Raw genomic sequence first — 14719 nt, forward strand, 5'->3', positions numbered from 1 at the left:
CCCCGCCCCCGACGGGAGCCTGCACCGCCACCTACAAGCAGGTCAACTCGTGGCAGGGCGGCTTCCAGGGAGAGCTGACGGTCATCAACTCCGGCACCGCCGCCGTGAACCCGTGGTCGGTGACCTGGAGCTGGCCGTCCGGGGTGACCCTGGCCAGCGGCTGGAACGCCACCGTCACCCAGTCCGGCACGACGGTCACCGCCGCCGCGCCGACCTGGTCCGGTTCGCTCGCGGCGGGTGCCTCGGTGACCGTCGGTTTCACCGCCAACGGCGCCGCCTCCGCGCCCGCCACGGTCAAGCTGAACGGCGTCGCCTGCTGAGCCACGGCGGACGGCTCGCCCACCCGGCCGGGCGGTCCGCTCCCCGTTGATCCGTAACCGAGCCTCGGCGGCCGGCACCACCGGTGCCGGCCGCCGATTTTCCCTTAGGTTCGAACAGTGGGGCAAAGAATTTACATTGATGGATATCTGTGTTTATATCAGGAAAACGCTTGCCTGACTCTCCGGCGGCGCCAGCACCCGCTTCTCACCCCAGGCACGTCCACACCGGCGGGGCGCACGACCACCGTCTCCGGCCGACTCCGACGCCACGCAGGTCACCGGCGTCAGCGATCGACCGATCGGTCGCGCACCCGCGACCACCGAAGGGAAGCACATGAGCATCACGGCACGACGCCGCACCACGCTGCTCGCCGCAGCCGCAGCCGCGACCGCCTCCGCCCTCGTCGCCGGGGCCCTCACCGCCGCCACCGCGCCCGCCTGGGCCGCGCCGAACTACATGGTCGGCTGGGCCACCCAGAACGGCGGCACCACCGGCGGGGGCAGTGCCCCGACGACCACGGTCACCAGCGCCTCCGCGCTGTCGAGCGCTCTCGGCTCCAGCAGCGCGGCGGTGATCCGGGTCTCCGGCACCATCTCCTGCTCGGGCATGCTCCGGGTCCGGTCCAACAAGACCATCCTCGGCAACTCGGGCGCGACCATCTCCGGCTGCGGCCTCAACATCAGCGGCGACCGCAACGTGATCATCCGGAACATCACGTTCAAGAGCTGGAACGACGACGCGATCAACGCCCAGGAGTCGGCCACCAACATCTGGATCGACCACAACACCTTCACCAGCGGCTACGACGGCGCGGTCGACATCAAACGCGGCTCCGACTTCATCACCGTGTCGTGGAACCGGGTCTACGGTCACGACAAGTCGATGCTGCTCGGGCACAGCGACGACAACGGCAGCCAGGACATCGGCCACCTGCGGGTGACCTACCACCACAACTACTTCGACGGCAGCAACCAGCGGCACCCCCGGGTTCGCTTCGGCAACCCGGTGCACGTGTTCAACAACTACTACCGGGCCAACGGCGGCTACGGCGTGGCCTCCACCATGAGCGCCGGCGTCCTCGTCGAGGGCAACTACTTCGAGAACGTCGCCGACCCGTTCCACCTCGGTGAGGGCAGTTCCGGGCCGGGCACCCTGGTCGCCCGGAACAACTACTTCGTCAACTCCGGCAGCGGCCAGGCCGGCGGCAGCGTGAAGAGCATCCCGTACCCGTACCCGCTGGACGGCGCGAGCAGCGTCAAGTCGATCGTGACGGGCGGCGCGGGCGCCGGCAAGATCTCGGTCTGACCCGCCTCGAGCTGGTCGGGGCCCGCCGGTGCGGCGGGCCCCGACCGCGTCATCCGGCGGCGCAGCCGGTCGCCGGCGCGGGCACCGCGGCCGGCACGCCGACCGTGGGCAGGCCGAGCGACACCCCGGGGGTACGCGGGGAGCGGCCGGCCTCGGCGGCATCGCCGGCCCGGGTGCGCCGGTGCGACAGCGGCTCACCGTCGGCGTTGAGGTGGTGCGGGGCGGCGTACGTGACGGTGGTGTGCACGATGTCCCCCGGGCGGATCCGCCCCGCGAGGAACCCGGCGTCGCCGGGCCGGCCGCTCGCCCCGAGCGCGCCCGTGGCGAAGTGCACGAGGCGGCCGTCGCGGGCCCGGCCCGACATCCGGCCGGTGCGCTCGTCCTTGCGGCCCTCGCCGACGGCTACCAGCACCTCGACGGTCTCGCCGACCAGCTTCCGGTTCTCCGCCCAGGTGATCTCCTCCACCGTCGCGATCAGCCGCTCGTAGCGCTCCTGCACCACCTGCTTGGGAAGCTGGTCGGGCATGGTGGCCGCCGGCGTGCCGGGTCGCTTGGAGTACTGGAACGTGAACGCCGAGGAGAACCGGGCCTCGCGGACCACGTCCAGAGTGCGCTGGAAGTCCGCCTCGGTCTCGCCGGGGAAGCCGACGATGATGTCGGTGGTGATCGCCGCATCGGGCATCGCCTCCCGGACCCTCTCGATGATCCCGAGGTACCGCTCCGACCGGTACGACCGGCGCATCGCCCGCAGCACGTCGTCCGAGCCGGACTGCAACGGCATGTGCAGCGAGTGGCATACGTTCGGGGTCTCGGCCATCGCGGCGATCACGTCGTCGGTGAAGTCCTTCGGGTGCGGGCTGGTGAACCGGACCCGCTCCAGCCCGTCGATCTCGCCGCAGGCGCGCAGCAGCTTGCCGAACGCGTACCGGTCGCCGAACTCCACGCCGTAGGAGTTGACGTTCTGCCCGAGCAGGGTCACCTCCAGCACGCCGGAGTCGGCCAGGGCGCGGACCTCGGCGAGGACGTCGCCGGGGCGGCGGTCCTTCTCCCTGCCGCGCAGGGCGGGCACGATGCAGAACGTGCAGGTGTTGTTGCAGCCCACCGAGATCGACACCCACCCGGCGTACGTCGACTCGCGCCGCGTCGGCAGCGTCGAGGGGAAGACGTCGAGCGACTCCAGGATCTCCACCTCGGCGGCGGCGTTGTGCCGGGCCCGCTCCAGCAGCGCCGGCAGCGAGCCGATGTTGTGCGTGCCGAACACCACGTCCACCCAGGGGGCCTTGCGGACGATGTCGCCGCGGTCCTTCTGGGCGAGGCAGCCACCGACGGCGATCTGCATCCCGGGGTGCTTGTCCTTCACGGGACGCAGATGACCCAGGTTGCCGTAGAGCCGGTTGTCGGCGTTCTCCCGGACGGCGCAGGTGTTGAACACCACCACGTCGGGGTTGTCGTCGGCCTCGGCGGCGCGCACGTACCCGGCCTGTTCCAGCAGGCCGGAGATGCGCTCGGAGTCGTGCACGTTCATCTGGCAGCCGTACGTGCGCACCTGGTAGGTGCGCGGGCTGCCCGCGGCTGCGGTAGTCATGACCCACACAGCGTATCCGCACCGAGCAGATCGACCCGAACGAGGAGGAGCCATGTGCCGCAGCATCAAGACCCTGCGTGAGCCGTACGTGCCGGAGGTGAGCCGGGCCGACATCGAGGCGGCGGCGTTGCAGTACGTCCGGAAGATCTCCGGGTTCCGCGCGCCGGCCGCGCACAACGCGGCGGCGTTCGACGCGGCGGTGGCCGCCGTCGCCGAGGCCACCGCGACCCTGCTGGGCCAGCTGGTGGTGCGCGGCGGCGGCCCGCAGCGGCCGGCCACCGAGGGCTGAGCGGGCCGCTCGGGGCCGGCCGGGGGCCCGGCCGGCCCCCGGCGGTCAGGCCGCGGCCAGGGCCGGGAAGACCGAGTCCGGGGCCCACCTCGACCGGTGGCACCGCGACCAGCCTCGGCAACCGGGGTGGGCCACGGTGCACAGCCGTTGGTTGCTCAGCACCTCGCCGTCGTCGGTCTCCCGCACGTCGAAGTGCACCGGGCGGATCGTGCCGTCCGGCGCGACCAGCAGGTGCCGGCCAGCGTCGAGGGTGTCGTCGCGCAGCACGCAGTTGCGGCCGAGCAGCCGGGCCAGCGCGGCCACGCAGGGCAGCTCGGCCAGGCTCTCGGGCACCCCATAGCAGTCCACCACCGTGCCGAACGCCCCCGGCGCCTCCCAGACGTCGCAGATCACCGCGTACGTCGGCAGCCGGGCCGGGTCGGCCACCGCGAGCGGCATCACCACCCGCCCCAGGGCCTCGGCCAGCGCCGGGTACACCTCCACCGGGGGTGCCCCATCGATTCTCCAGTTCCACAGCTCGGTCATGCCGCCTCCTCGCTGCGTTCGTCCCACCGGCCTCCGGATCGGGCCTTACTGACGATGGTGGGGGGCATATGACCGCAGCCGGGGGCAAGTTACCGGTCTGTGACCATTCCGGGCAAAATTTCCTGGGCCGCCGTCGCACTGAGTGGCGGAAAGACGACAGTTTATCGGCTATGGTGCCGGCCGGGGCCTCCGACACCGGCCGCCACGCGGGTCGGCGGTTGCCGCGACCCGGGTCAGCGCACGATCAGCAGGTGCTCGCCGCGCGGCAGCAGCTCCCCGATCACCGTTGCCCCCGGCAGTTCCCCGGCCACCAGCAGCCCGCCGGAGGTCTGCGCGTCGGCCAGCAGCAGCCGCTCCGCCTCGCCGGCCGCTCCGAAGTCGGTCCACGGGGCGACCCAGTCCAGGTTCCGGCGGGTGCCGCCGCTGACGTACCCGTCGCGGACGGCCTCCCGCGCGCCCGGCAGGTACGGCACCCGGGCCGCGTCGATCGCCACCGTGAGCCGGCTGGCCCGGGCCAGCTTCGAGGCGTGCCCGAGCAGCCCGAACCCGGTCACGTCGGTGCCGCACCGGATCCCGGCGGCGATTGCCGCGTGGGCGGCGTCCCGGTTCAGCGCCGCCATCGAGGCGACCGCCTCGGCGAACCGCTCGCCGGTGGTCTTGTGCCGGGTGTTGAGCACCCCGACACCGAGCGGTTTGGTCAGCGACAGCGGCAGCCCGGACCGGCCGGCGTCGAGGGTGATCAGCTCCTCCGGCCGCACCACGCCGGTGACCGCGAGCCCGTACTTCGGACCGTCGTCGTCGACGCTGTGCCCGCCCGCCAGGTGGCAGCCGGCCTCCCGGGCCACGTCCTGACCGCCGCGCAGCACCTCCCGGGCCAGCTCCAGCGGCAGCCGCTCGCGGGGCCAGCAGAGCAGGTTGAGCGCGACGAGCGGGGTGCCGCCCATGGCGTACACGTCGGAGAGCGCGTTCGCGGCGGCGATGCGCCCCCAGTCGTACGCGTCGTCGACGACCGGGGTGAAGAAGTCGGCGGTGCTGACCAGGCCGGTCCGCTCGTCGAGGCGGACCACCGCGGCGTCGTCGCCGTGGTCGAGGCCGACCAGCAGCTCCGCCGCGCCGCCGGCCGGGCCCAGCCCGGCGACCATTTCCTCCAGCTCGCCGGGCGGGATCTTGCACGCGCAGCCCCCGCCGCGGGCGTAGTCGGTCAGGCGCACCGGCTCGGTCATTTCCCCATGATCGCCTTGATCCGGCCTCGCCGCCATCCGGGCGGGCCGGGCGCAGACACGGATACCGGACTCTCGGCACGGATCGTTACCGGTGTTATCGCACCGTGACCAGATGAGTGGCGTTCCGCCACGTCGGCCCGCCTACAGTGGCCGGGACCGGGGGTCATCCGACTCAGGCGTACGTGACGACAGGGACGGTGGACGACGTGACGACGGGCGAACCGCTCATCGTGCTGGACGGGGTCAACAAGTGGTTCGGCCCGTTGCACGTGCTGGACGACGTGTCGCTCTCCGTCAGCCGGGGCGAGGTCGTCGTGGTGATCGGCCCGTCGGGATCGGGCAAGTCGACGCTCTGCCGGGCGATCAACCGGCTGGAGCCGATCAACTCCGGCACCATCACCTTCGACGGCACCCCGCTGCCCGCCGAGGGCAGGGCGCTGGCCAGGCTGCGCAGCGAGGTCGGCATGGTGTTCCAGTCGTTCAACCTCTTCGCGCACAAGACGATCCTGGAGAACGTCACGCTCGGCCCGATCAAGGTCCGCAAGGAGAAGCCGGCCGACGCGCGGGAGCGCGGGCTCTCCCTGCTGGACCGGGTGGGCATCGCCAACCAGGCCGACAAGTACCCGGCGCAGCTCTCCGGCGGCCAGCAGCAGCGGGCGGCGATCGCCCGCGCGCTGGCCATGCAGCCCAAGGCGATGCTCTTCGACGAGCCGACCAGCGCGCTGGACCCGGAGATGGTGGGCGAGGTGCTGGAGGTGATGACCTCGCTGGCCCGGGAGGGCATGACCATGGTGGTGGTCACCCACGAGATGGGCTTCGCCCGGCACGCCGCGAACCGGGTCATCTTCATGGCCGACGGCAGGCTCGTCGAGGACGCTCCCCCGGCCGAGTTCTTCGCCAACCCGCGCAGCGAGCGCGCCAAGGACTTCCTGTCGAAGATCCTCACGCACTAGGCGTCCGTCCGTGGAGCGCGTCGTCCCCCGGCGGGCTCCGTCGAAGAAGGAGAAAAGTATGCGTATGAAGCGCGTGGCGGCGGTCGCCGCAGTGGCCGCCCTGGCTCTCGGCCTGACCGCCTGTGGCGGCGACGCCGAGGAGGGCACCGGCGCTGGCAGCAAGTCCTTCGCCGCCGGCAGCACCATGGAGAAGCTCAACAAGGCCCAGAAGATCAAGGTTGGCACCAAGTTCGACCAGCCGGGCTTCGGCCAGAAGGGTCTGTCGGGCAAGCCGGAGGGCTTCGACGTCGAGATCGCCAAGCTCATCGTCAAGGAGCTCGGCATCCCAGAGGACAAGATCGAGTGGGTGGAGACGCCCTCCAAGGTCCGCGAGGATGTGATCGTCAACGGGACGGTCGATCTGGTCGCGGCCACGTACACGATCAAGGACGAGCGCAAGGAGAAGATCTCCTTCGCCGGCCCGTACTACGAGGCTGGCCAGAACATCATGGTCCGCAAGGACGAAACGGCGATCACCGGGCCGGACTCGTTCAAGGAGGGTAGCAAGAAGGTCTGCTCGGTCACCGGCTCGACCCCGGCCGAGGAGATCAAGAAGTACGTCAGGGACGTCGGCAGCCAGCTCGTGCTCTTCGACACGTACGACAAGTGCCGGGACGCTCTCAAGGGCAAGCAGGTGGACGCCGTTACCACCGACAACGTGATTCTGCTCGGCTACATCGCCAAGGACGAGGCGTCGTTCAAGCTGGCGACCGAGAACTTCACCAAGGAGCCGTACGGCATCGGGGTCAAGAAGGACGACACCGCCTTCCGCAACTTCATCAACGACGTGCTCGAAAAGGCCTTCGCTGACGGTAGCTGGAAGAAGGCCTGGGACGACACCGCCGGCAAGTTCGGCGCCACTCTGGGCGCGGCACCGACCATCAACCGCTACTGATCTGATCCTTCGGTCTGGAGGGTGAGGAGGAGCACCGACCAGTGAACGTACTCATCGACAAGTTCGACGTCTTTGCAGGTGGTTTCTGGCTCACCCTCCAGATCTGCGTGCTCGCCGCGATCGGCGCCCTGGTGCTGGGCGCCGTCGTGGCGGTGCTCCGCATCTCGCCGGTGCCGCCGCTGCGCGGCGTCGGCACCGCCTACGTGAACACGTTCCGGAACATGCCGCTGACCGTCGTAATGTTCTTCGCCGCCTTCGGTCTGCCGGCCCTCGGCTCCAATGCCGACTTCCTGCGCGTTCCCGTGCTGGACACGCTCGTCACTCGGCTCGGCACCGACCTGCCGTACTTCCGGTTCGGGCTGCTCGCCCTGGTGCTCTACACCGCCGCGTTCGTCTGCGAGGCGCTGCGGTCCGGGGTGAACGCGGTGCCCCCCGGTCAGGCTGAGGCGGCGCGCTCACTCGGCCTGACCTTTGGCCAGAACCTGCGGTACGTGGTGCTGCCCCAGTCCTGGAAGGCGTCGGTCGTGCCGCTCGGCTCGGTGATCATCGCAATGATCAAGAACTCCGCGTTGGTCGGGTTCTTCGGAGTGGTCGGTGATCTGGCCCAGACGGCCGACCAGCTCACCTCGGCCGGGGGCTACTCCTTCATCCCGGTCGCCATCGGCATCTCGATCGGCTACCTGATCATGACCGTACCGCTCGGCGCCCTGCTCGACCGGTTGGAGAAGCGACAGGCGGTGGCTCGATGAGTCAGCAGACCAGCGTCCTGTACGACGTTCCCGGCCCCCGCCAGCGGCGGATCACCCTGATCAGCAGCCTCGTCGCCACGGTGGTGCTGGCCGTCGGCGCGTACCTTCTGGTCTACCGGCCACTCGATGCCAAGGGCCAGTTCTCGATGGAGCTCTGGGGGCCGCTCGTCGACCCCTCCAACGAGAACTTCTCCCAGGTCTGGGACCGGATCGGCCTCGGCTTCACGAACACCCTGATCGCGGCGGCGCTGGCCATCGTCTCCTCGCTGCTGATCGGCACCCTGATCGCGGTGCTGCGGATCCAGCTCAAGAGCCTGGCCCGGCGGCGGTTCACCGGGCTGGCCACCCCGCTGTCGCATCTGCTACGCGGGCTGAGCGTGCTGCTCTCGATGGTCACCCGGGTCTGCGTCGAGGTGTTCCGCGGCCTGCCGGTCGTGCTGACCATCTTCTTCGTCGCCCGCGGGTTCCCCGAGTTCGGCATCTCGCTCGACGCACTCTGGTACCTCGTCGTCGGCCTGACCATCTACAACGCGGTGGTCATCGGCGAGATCCTCCGCTCCGGCATGGAGGGACTGCCCGGCGGCCAGGCCGAGGCCGCCGCCGCCATCGGCCTCTCCCCGCTACAGGCCACCCGAATGATCCTGCTCCCCCAGGCGTTCCGGATCATGCTGCCAGCGCTGATCAGCCAACTGGTCGTGGTGCTCAAGGACACCTCGCTGGGCTTCATCATCAGCTACGAGGAGACCCTCAACATCGGCAAGCAGATCATCGGCGTGCTGGGCAACCCAATCCAGGTCTACGTGGTGATCGCTGCCCTCTTCATCGCGGTCAACTACTCGCTGTCAAGGTTGGCCCAGTACATCCAGCAGCGCCTCACTCGGGGCCGCAAGACGGCCGGGACGCCCGCGCAGCAGCCACCGGCGACAGTCCCCACTTCGCAGTACGCGGCCGGCGACGTCTGATCCGGACACGCTGTCGATCACGCCGCCGCCGGCCGAGCCCCATCGGGTCTCGGCCGGCGGCGTCTTCCACATTCGGGAATGGCGGGCGCGATGCCAGCTATCGATCGGCCGGCACCGGTCGGTCAGCGGGCGATCTCGGTGACCCGGGACTCGCGGACCACGGTCACCCGGATCTGACCCGGATAGGTCAGCTCCTCCTCGATCTGCTTGGCCACGTCCCGAGCGAGGACCGCCGCGCCGATGTCGTCGACGTCGTCGGGCTTGACCATCACCCGGATCTCCCGGCCCGCCTGCATGGCGAAGACCTTCTCCACGCCGAGCTTCCCGGCCGCGATCTCCTCGATCCGCTCCAGCCGCTTGACGTACGCCTCCAGGCTCTCCCGCCGCGCCCCCGGCCGCCCGCCGGAACAGGCGTCCGACGCCTGGGTGAGCACCGCCTCGATGGTCTGCGGGGGCACCTCGTTGTGGTGCGCCTCGATCGCGTGGACGACGTCCTCGCTCTCACCGTACTTACGGGCCAGGTCCGCGCCGATGATCGCGTGGCTGCCCTCCACCTCGTGGGTGAGCGCCTTGCCGATGTCGTGCAGGAACGCCGACCGCTTGATGGTCGGCACGTCGAGTCGCAGCTCGGCAGCCATGATCCCGGCGATGTGCGCGGTCTCCACCAGGTGCTTGAGCACGTTCTGCCCGTACGAGGTGCGATAGCGCAGCCGCCCGAGCAGGCTCACCAGCTCGGGGTGGATCTCGGTGATGCCGACCTCGACGAGGGCGTCCTCGGCGGCCCGGTGGCAGAGCTGCTCCACCTCCTGCCGGGCCAGGTCGTACACCTCCTCGATCCGGTGCGGGTGGATCCGGCCGTCGAGCACCAGCTTCTCCAGCGTCAGCCGGCCGACCTCGCGGCGGACCGGATCGAAGCAGGACAGCAGCACGGCCTCCGGGGTGTCGTCGATGATCAGGTTGACCCCGGTGACCGACTCGAAGGCGCGGATGTTGCGCCCCTCCCGGCCGATGATCCGCCCCTTCATCTCGTCCCCGGGCAGGTGCAGGACGCTGACCACGCTCTCCGCGGTCTGCTCGCTGGCCACCCGCTGGATCGCGTCCACCACGATGTGCCGGGCGCGCTGCTCGGCGGTGTTGCGGGCGTCGGACTCGATGTCCCGGACCAGCAGGGCGGCCTCCCGCTTCGCCTGGGTTTCGATCACCTCGATCAGCTCGGCGCGGGCGGCGTCGGCGGTGAGCCCGGCGATGCGCTCCAGCTCGCGGCGGCGCTGCGCCTCCGCCTCGGCGACCTCGCGCTCGCGCTCGGCCAGCGCGGACTCTCGCGCGGCGAGGGCGGCGCTGGCGGCGGTGAGCTGCCGCTCCCGGTCGGCCAGCCGCTCCACCTCCTCGGTGTGCAGCCGCTCCCGCTCGTCCATCCGGGTGGCCCGCCGCTCCACCTCGGCGGCCTGTTCCCGGGTGGTCGCGGCGAGCACCGCGACCTCGCGTTCCCCGCTGCGCCGGGCCGCCGTGCGCAGCTGCTCGGCGTCGGCCTCGGCCTGCTTGTGGGCCCGTTCCAGAACGGTGTCGGCCTCCGCGCGGGCGTCGTCGAGCACCCGGCGGGCCTCGGCCCGGGCCGCCTTCGCCTCGGCCTTCGCGGCGGCGGCCTCGGCGCGCGCCGCCGAAGCGGCGGACTTGGCCACGTCGATGGTGCTGTTCACCTCGTCGGCGGCGGTACGCAGGGCGGCCAGCGACTGTTCCTGGCGGTCCTTCTCGGCGATGAAGGCCGGATCCTCCGGGCGGGGCGCCGAGCTGAGCCGGCGCATCGTCCGCAGCCCCGCCAGCACCGCGCCGACCACGACCAGCACGAGGAGCAGCACCACCCCCAGAAGGACGGTGTCGAAGGCGGTCACGGCCGGGGCTCCGCGCCGGGCCGGGACCCCGCCGTGGACAGCACGGTCAGCGTCGCCGTCGCATGCACCGCAGGGCGCCTGCGCGCCGCCCGGGACCGCGCCGGCCCGCCGCACGCGAGCCGGTCACCACCTGCACCGCCCGTCGGCGCGCCGCCACCGACCACCGCCCCTGCGCCGCGACGTGCGCCGTTACCGACCGCCGTCCTGCCGGGACCACCGGTGAACCTCTGCCGCCCCGCCATGGCCGCCTCCCCTGAACGTCGGCGCCGCAGTGACCGTGCCGATAGGCACGCGCGCTGCGGCTCTGAGACGCCCGACCTGAGCGACTGGCCGTGGGTAGCTCTCCGTCGGCGGTGCCCACGGGGCATCGCCGACGGCCGGGTGCAATTGTCGCGCCAGCGTCGGACCGGCCTGTCCGGAGCTGGCACCGCAGGCCGGCGAGCCGGCCAAAGTGATGCTGTTCTGTTACGCGATCTATGTTGTGCGCTTTGCCTGCGTTTGGTCGGGCAATGTGAGCCTGTATGGCGAGGCTAGGTCGCCGGGTGCCGTCTGGTCAAGGACTCATGATCAAACCCCCCGAACGGAGAGAAGTCGCCGGGTCACCCACCGCTGCCGTCAGCCCGGACACGGCCGGACAAAGAAGGCGGTTGCTCCGCCCGCCCCACCGTCGGTCACTCAGTCGAGCGGACGACTTTCGCGGTCGAGGTCGCCCTCCGCGTCGGCGAGCGCGTCCGCGTCGATGCGATCGGCGAACTCGGCCGCCTCGGCGCTCTGCGCGGCGAGCGCGTCCTTCACCGCCCGGATCGCCACCCCCGGCGGGTAACCCTTGCGGGCGAGCATGCCGACAAGGCGACGGAAGACGGCGTCCGGCTCCCCCCGGGCCGTACGCAGCTTCCGCTCGACCAGCACCCGGGCCGTCTCGGCCTCGGTCTCCTCGTCCAGCTCGCCGAGGGCCTCGCTGGCCACCTCGCCGTCCACGCCGCGCCGGCGCAGCTCGGTGGCGAGGGCCCGGCGGGCCAGCCCCCGGCCGGCGTGCCGGCTGGACACCCAGGCGCGGGCGAACGCGGCGTCGTCGACGATGCCGACCTCGTCGTACCGGTCGAGCACCTCGGCGGAAACCTCCACGGAGATCCCCCGCTTGGCCAGCTCGGCGGCCAGCTCGGCCCGGGTACGCGGGCGCAGTTCGAGCTGACGCAGGCAGATCTCCCGGGCCAGCTCCGCCTCGTCGCGGGGTGGGGCCCCGGCGTCGCGTGACACCTCGGCCCCGGCCTCCGGGGGGTCCTCGTCGTTGGGGCCACCACGCCGGCCACGCCGGGGACGGGGCGGGCCGCCGTCGGCGTCGCCCGAGCGGGGCGGGCTGGCATCCCAGCCCCGCCCCGTCCGGGCGCGTCGTCCTGCCACGAGTCAGCGACCGGTCAGAAGTCGACCGGCGGCAGCTCCGGGCCACCGGCGGCGTCGCCCGCGCCGACCCCGACGCCGAGCTTCTCCAGGATCTTCTTCTCGATCTCGGCCGCCACGTCCGGGTTCTCCCGGAGGAACTCGCGGGCCTTCTCCTTGCCCTGACCGAGCTGGTCGCCGTCGTACGTGTACCAGGCCCCGGACTTGCGGATGATCGCCTGCTCCACGCCCACGTCGATGAGCGAGCCCTCGCGGGAGATGCCCTTGCCGTACATGATGTCGAACTCGGCCTGCTTGAACGGCGCGGCGACCTTGTTCTTCACCACCTTGACCCGGGTGCGGTTGCCGACCACGTCGGTGCCGTCCTTCAGGCTCTCGATACGGCGCACGTCGAGCCGGACCGAGGCGTAGAACTTCAGCGCCCGACCGCCGGTGGTCGTCTCGGGCGAGCCGAACATCACGCCGATCTTCTCGCGGAGCTGGTTGATGAAGATCGCCGTGGTGCCGGTGTTGTTGAGCACACCGGTGATCTTCCGCAGCGCCTGGCTCATCAGCCGGGCCTGGAGGCCCACGTGGCTGTCGCCCATCTCGCCCTCGATCTCGGCGCGCGGCACCAGGGCCGCCACCGAGTCGATCACGACGATGTCGATCGCGCCGGAGCGGACCAGCATGTCCGCGATCTCCAGCGCCTGCTCGCCGGTGTCCGGCTGCGAGACCAGCAGGGCGTCGGTGTCGACGCCGAGGGCCTTCGCGTACTCCGGGTCGAGCGCGTGCTCGGCGTCGATGAACGCGGCGATGCCGCCGGCCCGCTGGGCGTTGGCCACCGCGTGCAGGGCCACCGTCGTCTTACCGCTTGATTCCGGACCATAGATCTCGACCACCCGGCCCCGGGGCAGACCCCCCACGCCGAGGGCCACGTCGAGGGCGATCGACCCGGTCGGGATGACCGAGGTCTGCACGACAGGGCGCTCCCCCAGGCGCATCACCGAGCCCTTGCCGAACTGCTTGTCGATCTGAGCGAGAGCAAGGTCGAGCGCCTTCTCCCGGTCAGGACCTGCCGCCATCGTTGCCACCCCTGCCTTCGCCGGCGTCTTTCCTGAGCTTCGCGTCACGCGGACACGCTAGGCGCTGGGTCCGACAGAAAACCAGCCGACGGGCCGCGAGCTGTGGACGAGCACCCCGCTGTGGACAATAGCCGAACAGGTGTACGACTCGACAAGCGACACGCGGAGGGAACGAAAAGCCTGCTCAGCGTAGTCGTGTGGGCACCCGGTCGGGATACGCGGCGACCACCGCCCGCCACACGACGTGGGTCTGCTCACCCGACCCGAGCGCCTGCTCGATGGTCCGCCCGCCGAGCTGGGACAGCACCTGGTCGGAGGCGATGCTGGTCGCGTACCCCGGGCCGAACGCCTCCTCCAGCCGGGCCCAGAAGTCGGTCAGCCGCACCTGTCAGTCCTCCTCCTCCGGCACCCGCGTGGGTACCACACGCAACGCTAGCGCCAGCAGGGGCACCGTCGCGATCGCCGCCAGCAGGGCCAGTGTCGGATACCCGGCGACCTGCATGACGAACCCGCTCAGCGCCCCGGCGGCGGCCCCCGCCAGGCCCATCGTCAGGTCGGAGAGCCCCTGCACGCTGGGCCGAACGGCGGCGGGCACCGACTCCGACAGCAGGGTGGAGCCGGCCACCATGGTCCCGGACCAGCCCAGCCCGAGCAGGACCAGGCCGACCGAGAGGCCGGGCGTGTGGTGCCCCGCGCTGCCCGCCACCGCGCAGGCGGCCAGCAGCACGGCCAGGCCGCCGATGATCACCTGCCGCCGACCGAGCCGGTCGGTGAGCCAGCCGACGACCGGGGAGAGCGCGTACATGCCGGCGATGTGCAGGCTGAGCACCACCCCGACCACCCCGAGCACGACGGAGTCGTCGTGGTACTCGCCGAGGCGTACCGGGGTCATCGACATCACCGCGACCATCACCAGGTGGCCGACCGCGACGGCGGCGATGCCCAGGCGGGCCGCCGGCCGTTCGCGGACCACCCGCCAGGCGGCCCGCACGCCCGCGCCGCGCCGCCCGGTCACCGTCGGCCCGGCGGCGGCGGGGACAACGTCGGCGGCGGCGGGGGCCTCGGCCGCCGCCAGCCGGCGGGCGGTGAGCAGCGGGTCGGGCCGCAGCAGCACCAGCAGTACGGCAGCGGCGAGGGTGAACGCCACCGCGCTGAACGCGAACGGGCCGGCGAGCGACGGCAGCCCCCACCCCCGGGTGGTCCGGTCCGCCAGCGCGGCGAAGTTCGGCGCGGCCACCGCCCCGACCGTGGTGGCCCAGACGACCAGGGACAACTGGCGACCCCGGCGGGCCGGCTCGGCGAGGTCCACGGCCGTGTAGCGGGCCTGGAGGCTGGCCGCCGAACCACCACCGAAGAGCAGCATCCCGAGGAAGAGCAGCGGCACCTGGCGGGTCGCCGCGGCGAGCACCACCAGCACGCCCCCCACCGCCCCGACCAGGTACGCGGTCACCAGTCCCGGCCGGCGGCCGTACCCCGTCATGATCCGGGTGACCGGGACGGCCAGCAACGCGGCGCCCACCAC

14 protein-coding genes and 1 pseudogene are annotated in these 14719 nt (G+C 71.5%); 7 read left to right on the forward strand and 8 right to left on the reverse strand.

All coding sequences use genetic code 11. The features are described 5' to 3' along the window. Positions 1-320: cellulose binding domain-containing protein (locus tag E1258_RS21090; protein ID WP_207919651.1), on the forward strand; the 320-nt coding region annotated here is incomplete at its 5' end. Positions 321-654: 334 nt separating this feature from the next. Beyond that, positions 655-1626 (forward strand): polysaccharide lyase family 1 protein, encoded by a 972-nt coding sequence (locus tag E1258_RS21095; RefSeq protein WP_132404031.1) that lies wholly within the window; start codon positions 655-657, stop codon positions 1624-1626. Between the two features lie 49 nt (positions 1627-1675). Here the strand turns inward: E1258_RS21095 and miaB are convergent, their stop codons facing one another. Then, the gene (miaB, locus tag E1258_RS21100) at positions 1676-3211 is read right to left on the reverse strand and encodes a tRNA (N6-isopentenyl adenosine(37)-C2)-methylthiotransferase MiaB (protein ID WP_132404033.1); all 1536 of its coding nucleotides are present in this window, start codon (positions 3209-3211) and stop codon (positions 1676-1678) included. Between the two features lie 52 nt (positions 3212-3263). Between miaB and E1258_RS21105 the strand changes: the two genes are divergently transcribed. Then, positions 3264-3500 carry a DUF2277 family protein gene (locus E1258_RS21105; RefSeq protein ID WP_036374838.1) on the forward strand — a complete coding sequence of 79 codons (237 nt, stop codon included), beginning with the start codon at positions 3264-3266 and terminating at the stop codon, positions 3498-3500. A 45-nt stretch (positions 3501-3545) separates the two neighbouring features. On the opposite strand, the gene E1258_RS21110 is transcribed toward E1258_RS21105, so the two are convergent. Together E1258_RS21110 and selD are read right to left on the reverse strand one after the other, a co-directional pair. Beyond that, positions 3546-4025, reverse strand: coding sequence for a hypothetical protein (locus E1258_RS21110; RefSeq protein ID WP_007075368.1), 480 nt, complete (start codon positions 4023-4025; stop codon positions 3546-3548). 233 nt (positions 4026-4258) lie between these two features. Further along, positions 4259-5248, reverse strand: a complete 990-nt coding sequence (gene selD, locus E1258_RS21115; RefSeq protein WP_132404036.1) for a selenide, water dikinase SelD — start codon at positions 5246-5248, stop codon at positions 4259-4261. 197 nt (positions 5249-5445) lie between these two features. On the opposite strand from selD, the gene E1258_RS21120 reads away from it, so the two are divergent. From E1258_RS21120 to E1258_RS21135, 4 genes are read left to right on the forward strand one after another with little or no spacing between them, the layout of a single operon-like run. Continuing rightward, a complete protein-coding gene (locus E1258_RS21120; protein WP_132404039.1) occupies positions 5446-6201 on the forward strand; it encodes an amino acid ABC transporter ATP-binding protein in 756 nt (251 codons plus the stop codon). Positions 6202-6259: 58 nt separating this feature from the next. After that, a complete protein-coding gene (locus E1258_RS21125) occupies positions 6260-7135 on the forward strand; it encodes a glutamate ABC transporter substrate-binding protein (RefSeq protein ID WP_132404042.1) in 876 nt (291 codons plus the stop codon). A gap of 41 nt (positions 7136-7176) precedes the next feature. Further along, the gene (locus E1258_RS21130; RefSeq protein ID WP_132404045.1) at positions 7177-7884 is read left to right on the forward strand and encodes an amino acid ABC transporter permease; all 708 of its coding nucleotides are present in this window, start codon (positions 7177-7179) and stop codon (positions 7882-7884) included. Continuing rightward, complete coding sequence (locus E1258_RS21135; RefSeq protein ID WP_132404048.1) at positions 7881-8846, forward strand: amino acid ABC transporter permease; 966 nt, start codon at positions 7881-7883, stop codon at positions 8844-8846. Before E1258_RS21130 ends, E1258_RS21135 begins: the two co-directional genes overlap by 4 nt. A 122-nt stretch (positions 8847-8968) precedes the next feature. Here the strand turns inward: E1258_RS21135 and rny are convergent, their stop codons facing one another. The 5 genes and pseudogenes from rny to E1258_RS21160 all read right to left on the reverse strand — a co-directional run. Beyond that, a complete protein-coding gene (rny, locus tag E1258_RS21140) occupies positions 8969-10735 on the reverse strand; it encodes a ribonuclease Y (RefSeq protein ID WP_036374832.1) in 1767 nt (588 codons plus the stop codon). 675 nt (positions 10736-11410) lie between these two features. Further along, entirely contained in the window at positions 11411-12136 is a 726-nt protein-coding gene (locus tag E1258_RS21145) for a regulatory protein RecX (RefSeq protein ID WP_132404051.1), read from the reverse strand. 14 nt (positions 12137-12150) lie between these two features. Beyond that, the gene (gene recA, locus E1258_RS21150) at positions 12151-13197 is read right to left on the reverse strand and encodes a recombinase RecA (protein WP_007075360.1); all 1047 of its coding nucleotides are present in this window, start codon (positions 13195-13197) and stop codon (positions 12151-12153) included. Between the two features lie 184 nt (positions 13198-13381). Continuing rightward, entirely contained in the window at positions 13382-13582 is a 201-nt protein-coding gene (locus E1258_RS21155; protein WP_007075359.1) for a DUF3046 domain-containing protein, read from the reverse strand. After that, positions 13573-14719: pseudogene (locus E1258_RS21160) on the reverse strand (MFS transporter); the annotation flags it as partial. The gene E1258_RS21155 and the pseudogene E1258_RS21160, both read right to left, overlap by 10 nt.

It is taken from the genome of Micromonospora sp. KC207, assembly GCF_004348615.1.
GTDB lineage: Bacteria > Actinomycetota > Actinomycetes > Mycobacteriales > Micromonosporaceae > Micromonospora.

Bases quoted from the DNA above. Each gene is read 5' to 3' on its own strand.
- E1258_RS21095 (WP_132404031.1), top strand. From the start codon at position 655: ATGAGCATCACGGCACGACGCCGCACCACGCTGCTCGCCGCAGCCGCA.
- miaB (WP_132404033.1), bottom strand. From the start codon at position 3,211: ATGACTACCGCAGCCGCGGGCAGCCCGCGCACCTACCAGGTGCGCACG.
- E1258_RS21105 (WP_036374838.1), top strand. From the start codon at position 3,264: ATGTGCCGCAGCATCAAGACCCTGCGTGAGCCGTACGTGCCGGAGGTG.
- E1258_RS21110 (WP_007075368.1), bottom strand. From the start codon at position 4,025: ATGACCGAGCTGTGGAACTGGAGAATCGATGGGGCACCCCCGGTGGAG.
- selD (WP_132404036.1), bottom strand. From the start codon at position 5,248: ATGACCGAGCCGGTGCGCCTGACCGACTACGCCCGCGGCGGGGGCTGC.
- E1258_RS21125 (WP_132404042.1), top strand. From the start codon at position 6,260: ATGCGTATGAAGCGCGTGGCGGCGGTCGCCGCAGTGGCCGCCCTGGCT.
- E1258_RS21135 (WP_132404048.1), top strand. From the start codon at position 7,881: ATGAGTCAGCAGACCAGCGTCCTGTACGACGTTCCCGGCCCCCGCCAG.
- recA (WP_007075360.1), bottom strand. From the start codon at position 13,197: ATGGCGGCAGGTCCTGACCGGGAGAAGGCGCTCGACCTTGCTCTCGCT.